This window comes from Embleya australiensis (genome assembly GCF_051903075.1).
Classification (GTDB): Bacteria; Actinomycetota; Actinomycetes; order Streptomycetales; family Streptomycetaceae; genus Embleya.
Genome location: NZ_CP182422.1, coordinates 4,138,080 through 4,155,361, shown reverse-complemented (window position 1 = coordinate 4,155,361; position 17,282 = coordinate 4,138,080). Strand labels below are relative to the sequence as shown.

Annotated in this window: 12 protein-coding genes and 1 riboswitch; of the genes, 9 read left to right on the top strand and 3 right to left on the bottom strand. The window is 71.0% G+C overall.

Annotated features, from left to right (window positions below; all coding sequences use genetic code 11):
* Positions 1-88 precede the first annotated feature (88 nt).
* Positions 89-1,804 (top strand): hypothetical protein, encoded by a 1,716-nt coding sequence (locus ACMXN5_RS17935; RefSeq protein WP_395796900.1) that lies wholly within the window; start codon positions 89-91, stop codon positions 1,802-1,804.
* A 28-nt stretch (positions 1,805-1,832) separates the two neighbouring features.
* On the opposite strand, the gene ACMXN5_RS17930 is transcribed toward ACMXN5_RS17935, so the two are convergent.
* Positions 1,833-3,095, bottom strand: coding sequence for an acyltransferase family protein (locus ACMXN5_RS17930; RefSeq protein WP_439676113.1), 1,263 nt, complete (start codon positions 3,093-3,095; stop codon positions 1,833-1,835).
* A 215-nt stretch (positions 3,096-3,310) separates the two neighbouring features.
* Here ACMXN5_RS17930 and galE point away from each other — a divergent pair, with 215 nt between their 5' ends.
* Positions 3,311-4,279, top strand: coding sequence for a UDP-glucose 4-epimerase GalE (gene galE / locus ACMXN5_RS17925; RefSeq protein ID WP_439676112.1), 969 nt, complete (start codon positions 3,311-3,313; stop codon positions 4,277-4,279).
* A gap of 558 nt (positions 4,280-4,837) precedes the next feature.
* A riboswitch (cyclic di-AMP (ydaO/yuaA leader) is annotated at positions 4,838-5,022 on the top strand.
* A gap of 2 nt (positions 5,023-5,024) precedes the next feature.
* Entirely contained in the window at positions 5,025-6,374 is a 1,350-nt protein-coding gene (locus ACMXN5_RS17920) for a transglycosylase family protein (RefSeq protein ID WP_439676111.1), read from the top strand.
* 796 nt (positions 6,375-7,170) lie between these two features.
* Here the strand turns inward: ACMXN5_RS17920 and ACMXN5_RS17915 are convergent.
* Positions 7,171-9,198, bottom strand: coding sequence for a PIG-L family deacetylase (locus ACMXN5_RS17915; protein ID WP_439676110.1), 2,028 nt, complete (start codon positions 9,196-9,198; stop codon positions 7,171-7,173).
* Between the two features lie 141 nt (positions 9,199-9,339).
* Positions 9,340-10,530, bottom strand: a complete 1,191-nt coding sequence (locus tag ACMXN5_RS17910; protein ID WP_395796890.1) for a C40 family peptidase — start codon at positions 10,528-10,530, stop codon at positions 9,340-9,342.
* Between the two features lie 235 nt (positions 10,531-10,765).
* Here ACMXN5_RS17910 and ACMXN5_RS17905 point away from each other — a divergent pair, with 235 nt between their 5' ends.
* From ACMXN5_RS17905 to ACMXN5_RS17880, 6 genes are all read left to right on the top strand, one after another.
* Positions 10,766-11,089, top strand: coding sequence for a hypothetical protein (locus ACMXN5_RS17905; RefSeq protein ID WP_078979333.1), 324 nt, complete (start codon positions 10,766-10,768; stop codon positions 11,087-11,089).
* Positions 11,090-11,405: 316 nt separating this feature from the next.
* Positions 11,406-12,218: a hypothetical protein gene (locus tag ACMXN5_RS17900; protein ID WP_439676109.1), complete on the top strand. Its 813-nt coding sequence runs from the start codon at positions 11,406-11,408 to the stop codon at positions 12,216-12,218.
* A complete protein-coding gene (locus ACMXN5_RS17895; RefSeq protein ID WP_439676108.1) occupies positions 12,208-13,545 on the top strand; it encodes a hypothetical protein in 1,338 nt (445 codons plus the stop codon). The genes ACMXN5_RS17900 and ACMXN5_RS17895 overlap by 11 nt, the downstream gene beginning before the upstream one ends.
* The gene (locus ACMXN5_RS17890; protein WP_395796884.1) at positions 13,545-15,056 is read left to right on the top strand and encodes an SCO6880 family protein; all 1,512 of its coding nucleotides are present in this window, start codon (positions 13,545-13,547) and stop codon (positions 15,054-15,056) included. The genes ACMXN5_RS17895 and ACMXN5_RS17890 overlap by 1 nt, the downstream gene beginning before the upstream one ends.
* A 37-nt stretch (positions 15,057-15,093) precedes the next feature.
* On the top strand, positions 15,094-16,449 hold the full coding sequence (locus ACMXN5_RS17885) for an ATP-binding protein (protein ID WP_380008685.1): 1,356 nt from the start codon (positions 15,094-15,096) through the stop codon (positions 16,447-16,449).
* Positions 16,450-16,968: a hypothetical protein gene (locus ACMXN5_RS17880; protein WP_439676107.1), complete on the top strand. Its 519-nt coding sequence runs from the start codon at positions 16,450-16,452 to the stop codon at positions 16,966-16,968.
* Positions 16,969-17,282 lie beyond the last annotated feature (314 nt).

Genomic DNA, 17,282 nt, shown 5'->3' with positions numbered 1-17,282 from the left:
CCGCCAACGTCTCGACTGCTGTCCTGCCGGTCGACCCCTCGCGGGTCGACCGGCAGGACCTTGCCCGGCCCATTGAAGGAGAAACCAGGTGGAGTGCGCCCCGTCGCCCGAACTCCCTACGTCCTCACCCCCACCGGAGACGGTGCCCAAGAGCGCGGCCGCGACCGCGGCTCCGTGGTGGCGGCGCCCGCTGTTGGTCTGTGCGGAGGGCGCCGTGGCGATGTTCACCGCGCTGGTGTTCGCCATCTGGGCGCGCAACATCCGGGTCAACCCGATCAACCGGATCGGTCAGGTCAGCGGCCTGGCGACGCTCCAGTTGCGGATGACGCTGATCTCGCTGCTGGTCATCGCGGCACTGGTGATCGCCTACCGGCGGTTCGGTCCGACCCTGCAGGCGCTCGTGGTGCGCCTCTCGTGTGCCGTCGTGGCGGGACTGGCCACCGGCTTCGTGGCGGGCGGCACCACGATCGGCCTGCGCGGCACGCCGTGGCCCATCAACGGGGTCGGCGGTGACGTGGGCACCCTCGCCAACTGGGCGGGGGCGATCAACCGGGGCGAGTCGATCCCGTCCGGCGTATACCCGCCGCTGTTCCCGGAGTTCCTGGCCCTGTGGGCGAAGGTGCTCCGGGGCGGGAACACCTCGTACGCCCTCCAGGACATGCAGATCCTGCTGATGGCGATGATCGGCCCGGCCGCGTACCTCGCCTGGCGGTTGTGGTTCCAGCCGCTGTGGGCCCTGGCCATCGGGGTGACCAGCTCGATTCCGCTGTACGAACCGATCAAGCCCTACACGACGATCGTGCTGGTCGTGTTCGTGCCGGTGATCGCCAAGTTCATCCAGGTGCTGCGCAGATCCCCGCAGATGTCGCAGCGCGATCGGCTCGTCACCGGCGCGGCCTTCGGGGTGATGCTGGGCGTAATGATGATCGCCTACTCCGGCTGGTTCGTCTGGTCGGCGGCGGGTGTGCTCGTGACGTGTCTGCTCGTGTTGCCCTGGCGGCGCGGCTTCAAGTCGGCGCTGGTCTTCCTCGGCGCGACGCTCGTCCCGTTCCTGCTGATCAGCGGTCTGTACCTGAAGGACCTGCTGCTCAAGGGCGGCGGCGAGAAGGACTCCTACTTCTACTTCGACACCAAGGTCGACCCCGCCTACTTCCTCATGTGGCGCAGCGACACACCGGGCGAGGTGGGCATGTGGCCGCCGCCGGGCGAACTCGGCGGTGTCGGCGTGTTCATGCTGATCCTGCTGGTGGGGCTCGCGGTCGCGCTCGCCCTCGGCATGCGGCGCTCGCTGGTCCTCGCGCTGGTGGCCTGCCTGGCCAGCTCGTGGCTGATGCGGTTCTGGTTCGCGTCGCACATGTTCCAGAACGACGCGGTGCAGCTGTACCCGCGCACCTCGATCGAGCTGGCCTACGTGATGCTGCTGCTGGTCGGCGTGGCCGTGCACCTGTCCGCGCAACGCATGCGTTCGTTGTGGAACCGGTTCGTCGTGCATCGCGCGGACCCGGCCACCGAGGTCGAGCCGATGCACGTGGGCGCGCGCTGGCGCACCACTCCCGGCATGTCGACCACGATCGGGGCGCTGGCCGCGATGGCGCTGCTGTTCGGTATCGCGGCGTCGTCGGTGTCCGACGACATCATGCCGGTCGACGACACGAGCATCGGTTCGCTGACGTTCCGCTCGCACCAGCTCCAGAAGACCAACGGCGAGTGCCCGAGGTACGCCAAGAACCACAAGTGCCAGCGGCTGGGCACCCCGCCGTGGAAGTCCCCCGTGCACGGCACCCCCGGGGCGAAGAGCGGCTGATCGGGGCCGCCGACCCTCGGGCCGGGGGTCAGCGGTGCATCGTCACGGTCGAGGGCGGCGTCGGGGAGTCCGGCGCCGCCCTCGGCGTGTCCGCGGCGACCTCGGCGGGCTCCCCCGGGACCGGCTCGGGCAGCCGGGAGCGGAACAGGCCCGGGGTCCAGTCCTTGAGCCGCATGGCGGGCTTCTCCACCAGGTACCACGAGGCGGCGGCGAGCACGAGGGTGCCGAGCAGCGACAACCCGAGGTAGGCGAGGAAGCCGTGCCGGTTGTACCCGAGCACCACCAGGAACTGCTCGACCACGAAGCCGTAGATGTAGATGCCGTAGGAGAGGTCGCGCTTGCGACCGACCGATCGGAAGGGCTTCGGCAGGCGCACCACGAGCCACATCAGCGCGTAGGCGAAGGCGGGGAAGCCGAACACGAAGAAGCCGCCGAAGCGCATGCTCGCGACCAGCACGAGGATCGAGACGACACCGAGCACGTCGCTGACCGGGATCCGCTCCCGGTAGAGCTGGAAGAGCATGCCGACGCAGAACAGGAAGCTCAGATAGATCAGGTACTGGCTGTACAGCGGGCCGATGAACCCGCTCAGGACCGGGACGTGGATGTCGACGCCGTCGGTGTTCTGCGGGCCGCGCCAGCCGGGGGCGTGCACCAGGTCCATCACGATCCAGCCGTAGAGCAGGGCGGTCAGCAGCAGTACGAATCGGCGGGATCCGCGCAGGACGCCCGACCAGGCCATCGCCGCGACGACGAGGTAGCAGGTCATCTCGTAGCTCAGCGACCACAGCGCGCCGTCGAATCCGGGATCGAACGCCTGCCCCGACTTCTTGCCGGACGCGAGGATGTTCGAGATGTCCAACTGGCGCAGACCCGTCCACCAGTTGGCGCGGACGTAGCCGAACGGTCCTTCCCCGTGCCGCCAGAAGCCGTCCAGTGAACCCTGCTGGTGCCGGAACATGATCGGCGCCGCCACGAACGCGGTGAACAGCACGCACACCCACAGGGCGGGCAGGATCCGCAACAGGCGATGCCAGAGGTAGCGCCCGGTCGTGGTGCGCATGCCGCTGCGGGTGATCAGGAAGCCGGACAGGACGAAGAAGCCGTAGACGGACATCCGACCGAGGCCGACCTGCTGACCGGTGAAGCCGTTGCCCGGCTCACGCTTGCCGAAGCCGCCCAGGATGTGTGCGTGCGCCACCACGACGGCCGTGGCCAGCAGCAGTCGGATCAGCCCGATGCTGTTGTCCCGGCCCGAGAAACGATCGGCCAACGTCCCCTGTCGGCCCATTGAGAAAACGCGTCGCACGCGTTCCACGCCCTTCCGATGATGCGATTACCGCACAGCAACGTGGGAGCTTTTCCGTGCGATGTGTGAACTCTGTACACGAAATCCCGTGCATGGTAACGGTCGCACCGCCCCCGGGTCGGACATCTCCGCGCCGCCGGGTCCGAGCCCCCGTCGCGGCTCCGCCGCACGTTCGGGATGCCGGATAGGCTCGCGTCATGAAGTGGCTTGTCACCGGCGGTGCCGGGTACATCGGGACGCATGTCGTGCGAGTGTTGCTCGCGGCCGGTGAGGATGTGGTCGTCGTCGACGACTTCTCCTCGGGCGAGCGGAAGCGGGTGCCCGACGGGGTGCCGCTGATCGTCGGGTCGGTCCTGGATCGGGCACTCCTCGACGAGACGTTCCGGACGCACCGGGTCGACGGCGTGGTGCACATCGCGGCGAAGAAGCAGGTGCCCGAGTCGGTCGCGCGTCCCCTCTATTACTACGAGGAGAACGTGGAGGGCCTGCGCACGCTGCTCGCGGCGATGGTCGCGGCCGAGGTGCCCCGGATCGTGTTCTCCTCCAGCGCCGCCGTCTACGGCATGCCCGACGTGGACCTGGTCGACGAGGACACCCCGTGTCTGCCGATCAACCCGTACGGCGAGAGCAAGCTGGTCGGCGAGTGGCTGATCCGGGCCACCGCGCGGGCGCACGGGATCTCCTACGCCTCGCTGCGCTACTTCAACGTCGCGGGCGCCGGCGCGCCGGAGCTCGCGGACGCGGGCGTGTCCAACCTCGTGCCGATGGTGCTGGAGAAGTTGACGGCCGACCGGGCGCCGGTGATCTACGGGGACGACTACGCCACCCCCGACGGCACCTGTGTGCGCGACTTCATCCACGTGGTGGACCTGGCCGAGGCGCACGTGGCCGCCGCCCGCCGGCTCGCCGCCGACCCGGACACGCGCCTGGTGCTCAACGTCGGCCGCGGTCGGGGTACCTCGGTCCGCGAGATGGTCGAACTCATCCGCGAGGTCACCGGTTTGCGCGAGTTCGCGCCCCAGACGCTGCCCCGGCGCGCCGGCGACCCGGCCCGGGTGGTCGCGAGCGCCGAGCGGATCGCGGCCGAACTGGGCTGGAAGGCCCGCCTGGACGTCTCCGACATGGTGGAGAGCGCGTGGGCGGGGTGGCAGGCGCGGCGCGGGTGACGGGCGCGGGACGCGCCACGGGGTGAGCGCCGGGCCGGCCGAACGTGTGCCGCGCGTCCTGTGCTCCCGAATCACCCCGAGCGCCTTCGTGTGCTCCGAACGCCTCGATGCGACGCCGGCTGTCCGGTCGGCGTCGCGGGGAGCGCGTGGAGTGAAGTGCGCCGGGATGAATCGGACTTGGGGCTTTTGTCCTGTGGGCCGAATCACTCCGGCTGCGGGTGCGGACGGGTGCGGCGATGGGTAACGGCGCCATTCCGGACCCGAGACGCGCGATGCGCCTGTGACGAACGGGACTTCGGTGATCATTCGCGGGTGATCCATACGAGGCTCGATCAAGGTTCTCTGTCACCCGATCCGGCCGAATCCACCACGGAACGCCAACTACGGTCCTTTCCGTAAGGGATCATCTACATTGCGCTCAACCGCAAAACGGATAATCGGCTTCTATCCGACACAGACTTGTGATCTTCGGCGGGGCCTGCTTAGCGTTCGATCCGTCCGTATCCCACACGGACCCCGATCGCCGGTACGCCGAATCCTGTCGCCGGCCGTTCGGGAGGCTGACGAGCACCACACGACAGGAGCGGGGGAACCACAGGTGAACCGCCGCGCACGGCACCGATCGAGACGGTCGGCGGCCGTGAACGGCTTGGGGTGAAGCCACGTTCTTCGGAACGTGACCGGGCTATCGATCTCCGGCCCGAATCCGACAGCTCACCTCGTAGGCGTGGGAGAGGATCCAGCCATGCTGTCCGGAACCGGGCGTCATCGCCGTCGCAGCACCAGCAGGACCACGCGTCTGATCGCCGCGGCCGGCGTCGCCGGTGTCGGCGTCGCCATGCCGATCATCGGGGCGGGCACGGCTCAGGCCGCGTCCGTGAGCACCTGGGACAAGGTCGCCCAGTGCGAGAGCACGGGCAACTGGAAGATCAACACCGGTAATGGCTTCTACGGCGGCCTCCAGTTCACCCAGAGCACCTGGAACGAGTTCGGCGGCTCGCAGTACGCCGCGCGCGCCGACCAGGCGACCAAGAGCCAGCAGATCGCGATCGCCGAGAAGGTGCTCAAGAGCCAGGGCCCCGGCGCCTGGCCGGTCTGCTCGGTCAAGGCGGGCCTGACCCGCGGCGGTGCCGCTCCGGACCTCGACACGGGCTCGGCGGGCGGCAAGACCGCGCCGAAGACGGCCCCGAAGACGGAGAGCGCCAAGCCGGCGCCGAAGACCGAGACCGCCAAGCCGAAGATCGAGGTCAAGAGCGAGGCGCCGAAGACCGAGGCGCCCAAGGACGAGACTCCCAAGTCCGAGGCGCCCAAGGCCGAGACGACCGCCAAGACGGACGCGGCGGGCGGCTCCTACGTCGTGGTCGCCGGCGACACGCTGTCGCAGATCGCGAACGCCAGGAACGTGCCCGGCGGTTGGCCGAAGCTGTACGAGGCCAACAAGAGCGTGGTCGGCGAGAACCCGGACCTGATCTTCCCGGGCCAGCAGCTCACGGTCGACGGCAAGGCCGCGCCGGCCGCCGAGACCAAGACCGAAACCAAGACCGAGCCCAAGGCCGAGGCGCCGAAGGCGGAGACGCCCAAGGCCGAGGCCAAGACCGAGGTCAAGCCGGCCGCCGCGCCGAAGACCACGGTCAAGACCGAGAGCACCAAGGCCGACTCCCCGGCCAAGGGCTCCGAGCAGGCCTCCGGTTCGTATGTCGCCCCGGTCTCCGGCGCCACCCTGACCGCGAGCTTCGGCTCGGGCGGGTCGCGCTGGTCCAGCGGCCATCACACCGGCCAGGACTTCGCCGTCTCGACCGGCACCACGGTGCGCGCGGTCACCTCCGGCACGGTCGTCTCGGCCGGCTGGGGCGGCGCGTACGGCAACGAGGTCGTGATCCGGCACGCGGACGGCAAGTACACCCAGTACGCGCACCTGTCCTCGATCTCGGTCAAGGCCGGGATGAAGGTGCAGACCGGCCAGAAGATCGCGCTCTCCGGCGCGACCGGCAACGTCACCGGCCCGCACCTGCACTTCGAGGTCCGCACCACGCCGAACTACGGCTCCGCGGTCAACCCGATGACGTGGCTGCGCAGCCACGGCGTGAACGTCTGATCCACCGCACTCCCGCGCCGAACGGCGGGCGTCCCCTTCGGGGGATGCCCGCCGTTCGCGCGTGCGGGCCGCGCGGGCGCGGGGGTGGGGTGGGCGGGCGCGGGGGTGGGGCGGGCGCGGCGGGCGGGGCGCGGGCGCGGGGCAAGCGGCCGGGCGGGCCTGGAAGGGGGGCTAGGCCGACGCGGGGCGGGTGGACGCGGGGCGAGCGGCAGGCCGGGGGCGGGGGGCACGCGGGGCGGGTGGGTGGCAGTCCCGGGACGTAGGACGATTCCGGCGCGGGGGTTCGGGTGCCGGGGCTTCCGGCGCGGGGGTTCGGGTACCGGAGGAGCTTCAGGCGCGCGGGTTCGGGTGCCGGAGCTTCAGGCGCCAGGGTTCGGGGCGTCGGGGTTCGGGCGTCGAGGCTTCGGGCGTCGAGGCTTCGGGCGCCGGGGCTTCGGGCGCCGGGGCTTCAGGCGCCGGGGTTGGGTGCCGGAGCTTCAGGCGCCAGGGTTCGGGGCGTCGGGGCTTCGGGCGCCGGGGCTTCAGGCGCCGAGGCTTCAGGCGCCGGGGTTGGGGGGGTTCGAGGGTCGGGGTTCGAGGGTCGGGGTTCGAGGGTCGGGGTTCGAGGGTCGGGGTTCGAGGGTCGGGGTTCGAGGGTCGGGGTTCGGGGGTCGGGGTTCGGGGGTCGGAAGTCGGGGCTTTAGGCGCCGGGGCTTCAGGCGCCGGGCTTCGGGCGCCGAGGCTTCGGGCGCCGGGGCTTCAGGCGCCAGGCTTCGGGCGCCGAGACTTCAGGCGCGGGGCTTCGGGGGGCGGGGCTTCAGGGCAGGGGGGTTGTGTGCAGGGTGGTGGTCGGGTCGAGCCACAGGGCGAGTGGGCGGCCTGTGCCGTCGAGGGTGGTGGTCGGGCCGGTCGGGGTCGGGTGGTCGTCGAGCACGAGCGGCGTGGGGGTCGCGCCGAGCACCACAGGGCGGCCCTCGGCGTCCCGAGTCGCGGTGAGCAACGTGCCGTCGGGGCGGGGCAGTTGCCACAGCGGCTCGTAGCCGGCCCCGGCCGTGCGCGTGGCCGTGGGCACCCACGTGTCGGGGCCGGTCTCGGTCGTGCCCGCGATCTCGGCCGTGCCGGCCCGCCGGTAGCCGACCGTGACCCGGCCGTCCGCGCCCACGGACGCGGCGGGCGGCCCGACCGGGTGATCCGCCGCGATCGTGCGCGGCGGGCCGGACCGGTCGCCGACCACGTCCCAGGCGCGGATGCCCTCTCGGGCCGTGCCGAACACGGTGACCCGGCCGTCGGGGCGGGTGACCGCGGTCGGGCCCTCGACGATCTCGGCGCCGCCGAGGTCGCGCCACGGCGACCACACCGTGCTCCCGGCGGGCAGGTACCGCGTGCCGATGCCCTTGGCCCGATCGCGCGCGAACAGGTGCAACCCGCCCGCGCCGTCGGCTTGCACCACCGGTGGGCCCAGGCCCGTCGCACCGCCGTCCGGGCCGCCCAGGTCCTGCCACGGGCCCAGATCGCCGCCGGGCGCCGACTCGATCGCGGTGACGATCGCGAGCCGGTCCCGATCGGCCCGGTCCGCGCCGCCGATCCGCAGCGCGAACACCCGGATCCGCCCGTCCGCCATGCGCACCACGGCCGGGGCCGGGGCGAGTTCGCCGTCGCCGGGGGCGCCCAGGTCGCGCGCGGCGGACCAGACGCCCGCGCCGTCCTCGGCCCAGCGGGTGATCCGGCCGCCGAGCACCGACCAGGCGCTCGATCGACCGTCCGCGCCGAGCACGGGCCTGGGACCCGGGTCGGGGAAGCGGTAGGTGGTGCTCTGCGGCCAGTTGCTGCGGGACGCGGTGTCGCGCACCTTGAGGTCGCCGCAGTCCGCCCGGCCCGGGCAGTGGTGCTCGCGGTCGGTCCAGCCGTAGACCCGGGTGATCGCGTCCTTGCGCTCTCGGGCGACCGGCTCCAGGTTGTGCGGCCAACGCTCGTTGTAGTAGCCGCGATAGGCGATCGCCGCGGCGGCCCCGACGGGCCGGTCGGTGTTGTAGCGGCGCAGCGCCTCCCAGGTGAACCGCGCGGCGGCGGTGTGGTCCTGGTGGTCGGAGACGCCGTGGTTGTCGGCGTGCGCCGGGTGCTCGTCGTCGTGCTTCTGGCGATCGGGGTCCGGGTCGAGCGTGCGCACCACGCTCGGCGCCTGGGCCCGCATCAGGTCGGTCAGGGACCCGATCAGCCCGTCGCGGGTGTACGCGTACGGCCCGCCCGCCGGCTCGTCGAGGGGCGCCAGTGTGTCGAGTTCGCGCTCCTGTCCGTTCCACAGGGTGCGCAGCCGACCCTTCGCGCCGATGCCCTCCTCCTTGCGGGTGTTGAGGAACACCAGCTTGATGTTGGGCGCGTCGACGAGGCGGTCGAATTCGGCGTGCGCGCCGTCGCGCAGGCGGATGCTGTGGCGTTCCCAGCGCGCCGCGCGGTCCCCGAGCGCCATGAACGCGTAGGCGGCGCGCGAGCCGTTGTTGCGCGCCGCCGCGTACGCCCGCACATCCGGACGGCTCCCGGGGCCGTTGCGGCCGTCGGCCTCCCCCGCGGTGAGGAAGACGGTCACGTTGTCCGTGCCGGCGCGCACCGCGTGGTCGATGTCGGGGTTCATGAAGTACAGGTCGTCGTCCTGATGGGCCACCACCTGCATCACCGCGCCGCCGACGCCGGGCACCGGGGCCAGCGCCTCGATCCCGATCGGCAGGGTCGGCGCGTACCGGGTCGGCGATCCGTAGGGGCCGGTCAGCTGTACCACCGCGGCGGTGAACGCGGCGGCCAGCACGGCGGCCACGGCGGTGAACCTGCCGGTGCCGGGGATCATCGCCATCTCGGCCGGGCCTTTCTGCCGTCGAGGCCCGTCCGGCGGATCGGGTCGCGTCGTCGCCCCAGGGCGGACCGCCCCATCATCGCCGCTCGCCCGCCCCCGGCCGCACCCGGCTCGACCGCGCGGCGCGGCGAGCCCCGCCCGTCAGCGCGCGCGGGTGTCGCCCGCGGTCGCCTCGCGCGGCCGGTCGGCGGCGGGCAGTCGCGGCTGCGTCCGAGCGCCGGCCGCACTCCCCGCCTTGCCCGCGCCGGTCGAACTCGCGTTCCCGGCCGCGGTCTTGCCCGGGTCGGCGGCCGGACTGCCCGCGCCCGAGTCGTTGTTCGCCGAGCCGGGGCTGCGGTCGGGCAGCGACTTGGCGCCCTCGGGGGTGACCCGGGTCGCGCCGATGTAGTCGGGCTTGTCTATCGGGCCGAACTTGATCACCGTGCCGGTGTAGGGCGCGTGGATCATCTGGCCGTTGCCGACATACATCCCCACGTGGTGGATGCTGCGCGGGTCGCGCAGGTCGGTGGCGAAGAACACCAGGTCGCCCGGCAGGAGTTGGTCCCGCGAGGGGTGCCGGCCGGCGTTCCACTGGTCGTTGGCCACCCGGGGCAGTGTGATGCCCACCGTCTCGTAGGCGGCCTGGGTCAGCCCCGAGCAGTCGAACCGGCCGCCGTCGGCCGCGGTGCCCTCGCCGCCCCACAGATAGGGCGTGCCGAGCTTGGTCTGCGCCCAGTTGACCGCGCCGGCGGCGAGTGCCATCGGCTGCAGCGGCGTCTGGACCACGCCGAAACTCTGTTCCAGGGCCCGGATGTTCTTCACATAGTCCTGGGTCTGCGTGTACGGCGGGATGCCCTTGTACTGCATCACCCGGTACGCGCCCGCGTTGTACGCGGCGAGCATGTTGTTGGTGCGATCCCCCGGCACGGAGGCGACGTACTTGGCGAGCGAGCAGTCGTAGCGCGCGGCGGCCGGGATGGCGTCGGCCGGGTCCCACGGACTCGCCTGGCCGTCACCGTTGCCGTCGGTGGCCCACTCCGGCCAAGTGGTGGGCATGAACTGGGCGATGCCCTGGGCCCCGACGTTGCTGACCGCCTTCGGGTCGAAGCCGCTCTCCTGGTACAGCTGCGCGGCGAGCAGCGCCGGCGAGATCTCCGGGCACAACCGCCCCCACTTGTCTATCGAGGACGCGTACGCGGCCGGCACCGTGCCGGGGGCGAGCGCCATCGTGCCGCCGGCGCCGGTCTGGCTGCCGGAGGCGGACTGCATCGCACCGACCCCCACCGTGAGCAGGCCGACCAGACCGAAGGGAATCGCGAATACGATGCCACCGGCGACCCAGGCTTTGCGCATCGCGGGTACCCCCCGATTCTCCGCGGCCGGGCGGGGCCGCGACGGACACTCCGAAGCTCATTGTGCGCGCCGTGATTGCTCTGCGCAATCACCCGTGATACACACAGTGAGCAGACACACTTGCCGAGGTGGTAGCCCGATCGGCTTCCCCACAGCACAATAAACGAACGACCCACTCCTGCCGTCGAATGTGACGACAGGCAACCAAAGCCCGACCTCGGGGGCGGTGAAAAACGTGTTTCTTGCAGAAGGCAAAGGCAACGGCGGCAACGGCGACATCAATACGATCATCGGCGGGATAGCTCCGAACTGGGGCCCGTTCGCAAGGCTGGGCGGCGAAGCCCGGATCATGGTCGAGGTGATCATGGCCGTGGCGCTGCTGCTGTGCCTGGCGATCGCGATCTGGGGCGCGGCGAAGCAGCGCATAGGAGCGACCGCGATGCGCGACACGTTCAGCGCGGAGCAGGGCAAGGGCCTCATCATCGCCGGTCTGACCGGCGTGTTCATCATCGGATCGCTCGGGACGCTGTTCACGATTGTGTACGGAATGGCGATCTAGACCGGTTCGCACCCTGCCGTCCCCAAGGTGGCGAATCCCGTGGTGTTTCATCCCGGGCGCGGCGCACTCCGGCGCGTCGTGCGCCCCGAAAACGGAATGCCCCATTCCGCATTCGGGGCAGAGCAGCAATTCCGGTTCCTTTCCCGGACAATCGAGCCTGTGTTCACGCAACAGCGCGGTGCCACCGGTATGACCGCCCATCTGGGAAGATCGTTCCGGCTGCAACCGAACCCCGCGGCGCTCGGCCGTCGGGGACTGTGTTGTGCGCGCAGGTCGCCCGCAACGTCCGGCCTGCCGCGGTAAGGGGGGACAGGCCATGAGCGACGAGGAACCCGCCACGCGTACCCGCCTGCCCAGACCCACCACCTCACCGGAGGGTCCGGAGCCCAGGCGCAACCCCATACTGTCCGGGATCGGCGTCGTGGTGGTGATCGCCGTGGTCATCATGTCCCTGCTCTTCGCCGCGAATCGCTCCGACGACGGCGACAAGGGCGGCGCGGACGACACCGCGAAGAGTTCCTCGGCCGCCCCCGAAGCCCCGGCGGGCGGCCCGCCGCTGTCCGCCGCGCAGGTACCGGAACGCACCGAGTCGGGTGTGCCCGTCGGCTATCCGCAGACCGCCGAGGGAGCCCAGTCCGCCGCGGCCAACTTCGTTGTCGCGTATGGCTCTGCCCGGATGTTCCGCGCCCAGCCGCGCACGGCGATCATCACCACCATCACCGATCCGGCCGTGCGCGACGGCCTGCTTGCCCGGACCGACCAGGTGTTCCGGGCGCAGACCACCGTGTTCGGCCTCCAGCCCGACGGCACCGCGCCCAAGGGGCGCACGTTCGTCTGCCGGGCCGTACCGATGGGTACCAAGTCCATTGCCTACACCCCCGCTTCGGCCACCGTCGAGGTGTGGAGCGTGGGCGTGGTGGGGCTGGCGGGGGCCGACTCCACGAAGCCCGTGGCCGAGGCGTGGAACACCACGACCATGCGCCTGTCGTGGGTGAACGGGGACTGGAAACTGACCGAGTTCAGCCAGAAGGAGGGTCCGACACCGGTGGCCGGACTGCAGGATCCGTCCGGCGCCAACGACATCGCCAAGGCCGACGGGGAGTTCGGGGAATTGCGCCATGCACGCTGACCGGGAACGCCGCAGCCTTCGCACCCGATTCCTGACCGCCGGCGGGGTGTTCGCCACCCTCCAGACCCTCCTCGTGCTCGGCGCCACCCGCGTGTGGGCCGACCCCACACCCGGCGCCACCGCCTCTCCCGGCGCCTCCCCCGGCGCCTCCACGAGCCCCAGCGCGCCGGCGAGCAAGCCGGAGTGCGACCTGCTCACCGGCCCCGCCAAGGACATCTGCAACAACGGCGGCCCGGGCGCGCCGGGTTCGGGCCCGCTCGGCACCGTCACCGACCCGCTCGGCTCGATCGCCAAGGGCTGCGCGGACGCGGCCACCTGGATCATCGACAAGCTGGCCGGGGCGGTCAACGACACCACCCAGGTCGACTTCACCAACCCGGGCTTCCTGCGCCAGTACGCGGTGGTGTTCGCCGCGTCCACCTTCCTGACCCTGATCCTGTGGATCCTGGCGGTGGCCAAGCGCGCCGTGCGCGGCGTCCCGATAGGCACCGCGATCAGCGAGGCGATCGGCTACCTGTGGCTGGCGGTGATCGCCTCCGCGTTCACCCCGCTGGTGCTGTACCTGGCCGTCTCGATGACCGACGCGATCACCGCGGCCATCGCGACCGGCACCCAACAGGACACCAACAAGTTCCTCGGCGGCTTCTCCAAGGCCCTCGATCCGGCGAGCGATCTCGGCGGCGGCCCGGTCATGCTGATCTTCGTGTCGCTGCTGTCGATGGCGGCGGCGGCCGTGTTGTGGGTCGAACTCCTGGTCCGCGCCGCGATGTTGTATGTCGGCGCGATCCTGGGCACCGCGGTGTACTCGGGCCTGGTGGACAAGGCGATGTGGCACCACGTGCGGCGCTGGGCGGGGATCATGATCGCGGTGCTGCTGGCCAAGCCGGTGATCGTGATAGTCCTCGGCCTGGCCACCGCGGTCTCCACGGGCGGCAAGGACGACGCGTTCTCCGCGGTGCTCTCGGGCCTGGCGATCCTGTTCCTCTCCATTTTCGCGAGTGTGCTCATCTACCGGTTCGTGCCCAGCATCGGCGACGACATGGCCGCGCTGCACAGCAGTCGCAAGGCGATGCAGTCGTCCGGACCGGCCTCGGCGGTCAACGGACCTGCCACGTACGTGAAGCAGGGCATCCAGGCACACGCCTCGCGCGGATCGACCGGTTCCGGCGCAGGCTCTGCCCCGGTGACCGCGAACGCCGTATCGTCGGGCATTGCGGCCCATGGCACCAGGGGCGGGGGATCGGGCGGCGCTCCGGCTCCGACGCCGGCCCAACCGCCCACGGCCAGTCCCGCGGCAACGCCTCACGCGAGGAACGGTAAAGAGTAATGACAACGCAACCGGTCGCCCGACGCCGGACCTTCCTGATCGGCAAGGCCAAACCCACCGCGGTCATCGGCAAGAACCGCGAGCCCGGCGAGATCTTCCTGATCATCGCGGCCGGCGGCCTCGCCCTGCTCTGGGGTCTGGTGGTGCCGATCCTGGTGCTGCGCATCGCGGGTCTGGTCGGCTTCCCGTTGCTCGCGTTCGCCGCGGTGTACATGCCGTACAAGAAGCGCACGTTCTACCGGTGGTGGGAGATCAACCGGACGTACAAGCGCACCCTCAAGCGGGGCGCGAAGTATCGTTCGGCGGTCACCGAGGCGGGCACCAAATTGACCGGGCAGGGCGTCGCGGTGGGCGCGCCGCCCGGGGTCGGCCGGGTGGCCTGGACGAGTGTGCCGTTCGGTCCCGACGATCTGACCGTGCTGATGCACCTCGAGCGGCGCACCGTCACCGCCGCGATCGAGATCGAGGGCCCGGGCGTGGGGCTGCGCGACTCGGAGGACCAGGAGGCGCTGGTCGAGCGGTTCGGCACGCTGCTCAAGCACGTGGCCAACGGCGACGGCTTCGTCACCCGCCTCCAGGTGCTGGCCCGCACGCTGCCGGCCGACCCCGACGCGCACGCCAAGGACGTGGCCCGGCGCGGCGACCACCGGGCGCCGGCGTGGGTGCAGGACTCGTACGAGCAGTTGCAGTCGATGGTGTCCACCTCCTCCGAGCAGCACCGCGCCTACCTGATCGCGTGCATGCACTACACGCGCGAGTTGGCGGCCGAGGCGAACGTGATGGGCAAGGGCGACAAGGGCATCGGCGTGGTGATGGCGCGCGAACTCACCGACGTGTGCGCCCGGTTGACCGAGGCCGACATCCGGGTGCGGCAGCCGCTGAACGAGGCCAGGCTGGCCTCGCTGATCCACTCGATGTACGACCCCGAGCACCAGATCGACGCGTTCGAGGGTATGCAGGCCCGCTATGCGTGGCCCGCCGAGTTGGACGCGACGCATCCGAACTACCTGGAGGCCAAGACCCGCGAGTCGGACTCGGCCGAACCGTGGTGCCACGCCACCGCCTGGATCAAGGAGTGGCCGCTGACCCCGGTCGGGGTCAACTTCCTCGCCCCGCTCCTGGTGCACACCCCCGATGTGATCCGTACCGTCGCGGTGACGATGGACCTGGAGCCGACCGACGTCGCGATCGAGCGCATGCTCACCGAGAAGACCAACGACGACGCCGACGCGGCGCGCGCGGCCAAGATGAACCGGGTGGTCGACCCGCGCGACATGGCCCACACGGGCCGGGTCGACCAGCGCGGCGAGGACCTGGCGGGGGGCGCGGCGGGGGTGAACATCGTCGGCTACATCACGGTGTCCTCGCGCAATCCGGACCAGCTCTCCCGGGACAAGCGCACGATCCGGGCCTCGGCGGGCAAGTGTTTCCTGAAGCTGGAGTGGTGCGACCGCGAGCAGCACCGCGCGTTCGTCAACACGCTGCCGTTCGCGACGGGTATCCGCAAGTGAGCGCGGGCGGTTCGGCCGCCCGGGAAGGGGTGAGCGCATGCCGGGTCTGATCTCCACGTTGACCCAGGGCTTCTCGGGCATGATCTTCGGCCGGGGCGAGACCCAGCGCCTGCCGGTGCGCACGTCCACCGGCCAGGCCCAGGCGATCTACCTGCCGACCGCCGCGCCCGGGCTCGGCGACTCGGGCGTGATCATCGGGCGCGAGGTGTACTCGGGCAAGGGCTACATCTACGACCCGTTCCAGCTGTACGGCCAGCAACTGCCCGCCCCGCACTGGCTGGTGCTCGGCGAGTCGGGCAACGGCAAGTCGGCCCTGGAGAAGACGTACGTACTGCGCCAGTTGCGCTTTCGCGACCGCCAGGTGGTGGTCCTGGACGCCCAGGGCGAGGACGGCGTCGGCGAGTGGAACCTGATCGCCGAGGCGCTGGGGGTCAAGCCGATCCGACTCGACCCGAACGACCTCTCCGGCGACGCGGTGCGGCTGAACCCGCTGGACCCGGCGATCGCGGTGACCGGCCAGCTGGCCCTGCTGCGCACGATCATCGAGGTGGCGATGGGCCACGCGCTCCAGGAGCGGGCGGGCTACGCGCTCAAGGCCGCGCACACGCACGTGATGCGCACCGTGTCGGGACGCCAGCCGATTCTCCCGGACATCGTCGAGGCGCTGCGCAATCCGACGCCGGAGTCGTGCGAGTTGCTCAGCCTGGACGTCAAGGACGTCCGAGTCTGGGGCCTCGACGTGGCACTCGTGCTCGACCGCCTCACCGACGGCGACCTCAAGGGCATGTTCGAGGGCCCGACCACGGACGGCATCGACCTCGACTCGCCACTGATCATCTTCGACCTGTCGCACATCGACCGGAACTCGATCGCGATGCCGATCCTGATGGCGATCGTGGGGGTGTGGCTGGAGCACACCTGGATCCGGCCGGACCGGGTCAAGCGCATCTTCCTGGTGGAAGAGGCCTGGCACATCATCAACAGCCCGTTCGTGGCCCAACTCTTCCAGCGCCTGCTCAAGTTCGGCCGACGACTGGGCCTGTCCTTCGTGGCGGTCGTGCACCACCTCTCCGACGTGGTCGACGGGGCGGCGGCCAAGGAGGCGTCGGCGATCCTGAAGATGGCCTCGACCCGCACCGTCTACATGCAGAAGGCGGACGAGGCGCGCGCCACGGGCAAGGTGCTCGGCCTGCCCAGATGGGCGGTGGAGATCATCCCGACGCTGACCCCGGGCATCGCGGTCTGGGACGTGAACGGCAACGTACAGGTGGTCAAGCACCTGATCACCGACACCGAACGCCCGATGGTCTACACGGACCGGGCGATGACCGAGGACGCGGTGGAGGAACGAGTGCGGGCCGAGGCGGCGTTGGCCGACGATCCGGCGGCGTAGATGGCGGGATCGGGACGGCTGCCGGTGCCGCGCGAGCCCACCCCGGGGCGGGTACCGTCGCGGGGCGTACCGGACGGCCTGCTGCTCGCGGGGCTGCTGCTGCTCGTGGCCGGCACCACGGTGATATGGCTGTCCACGGGGCTGGCCGCGCTCGGATCCGGCAAGGACTGGCCGGACCGGGTCACGTACCACGGCTCGGCGCTGGCGGTGCACCCGCTCTTCACCCACCCGGACGACCTCGCCCACGCCTGGCCGGACACCCCACCGGGCCAACTCCCCTCCCCCACCGCGTTCTGGGTGGCCTTCGGCCTGGTATGGCTGCTCCTGCTGACCGCAGCGGCGTGGGTATTCCGATGGTGGCTACGCCGATTGCGACGGCGCGCGGAGGCGACGGCGGCGGAGAGGGCGTCGACGGAGAGGGCGGCGGACCCACCCCTCGAGCAGCCCGCGAACACCCCACCAAAATCCCCGAATTCCCCCACCCCGAAGCGGAATCACCAGCTCCCGAATGGGGAATGATGCACCCGCGCGCCCCACACGGAAGCGCCCTCACTCGTGGCCGGGCCTGGTCGCCGCGTGGCCGTAGGGTCACCCGACGATCGGCCCGACCCACCATGCTCGCGGCCACATGGCCCCGCCGACGACCCAGGCAAGCCGACCGGTCGGCCCCCGCCGGTTGGCCTCAAACGCCGGCCGGGCTGAGGGGTAGGTCCCATCCGCGTTTCGACGTGCGCCCGTCTTCGCGTGCGTCGGTTGGCCTCAAGCGCCGGCCGGGCTGAAGGGTTGGGATCCGTTCACGTTTTGGCGTGCGCCCGTTCTTGCTCCTGTGGGGT

What these genes read in the sequence shown, in the direction of transcription:
- ACMXN5_RS17930 (WP_439676113.1), bottom strand. Translation starts at nt 3,095, where the DNA reads ATGGGCCGACAGGGGACGTTGGCCGATCGTTTCTCGGGCCGGGACAAC.
- galE (WP_439676112.1), top strand. Translation starts at nt 3,311, where the DNA reads ATGAAGTGGCTTGTCACCGGCGGTGCCGGGTACATCGGGACGCATGTC.
- ACMXN5_RS17920 (WP_439676111.1), top strand. Translation starts at nt 5,025, where the DNA reads ATGCTGTCCGGAACCGGGCGTCATCGCCGTCGCAGCACCAGCAGGACC.
- ACMXN5_RS17915 (WP_439676110.1), bottom strand. Translation starts at nt 9,198, where the DNA reads ATGGCGATGATCCCCGGCACCGGCAGGTTCACCGCCGTGGCCGCCGTG.
- ACMXN5_RS17910 (WP_395796890.1), bottom strand. Translation starts at nt 10,530, where the DNA reads ATGCGCAAAGCCTGGGTCGCCGGTGGCATCGTATTCGCGATTCCCTTC.
- ACMXN5_RS17900 (WP_439676109.1), top strand. Translation starts at nt 11,406, where the DNA reads ATGAGCGACGAGGAACCCGCCACGCGTACCCGCCTGCCCAGACCCACC.
- ACMXN5_RS17895 (WP_439676108.1), top strand. Translation starts at nt 12,208, where the DNA reads ATGCACGCTGACCGGGAACGCCGCAGCCTTCGCACCCGATTCCTGACC.
- ACMXN5_RS17890 (WP_395796884.1), top strand. Translation starts at nt 13,545, where the DNA reads ATGACAACGCAACCGGTCGCCCGACGCCGGACCTTCCTGATCGGCAAG.
- ACMXN5_RS17885 (WP_380008685.1), top strand. Translation starts at nt 15,094, where the DNA reads ATGCCGGGTCTGATCTCCACGTTGACCCAGGGCTTCTCGGGCATGATC.
- ACMXN5_RS17880 (WP_439676107.1), top strand. Translation starts at nt 16,450, where the DNA reads ATGGCGGGATCGGGACGGCTGCCGGTGCCGCGCGAGCCCACCCCGGGG.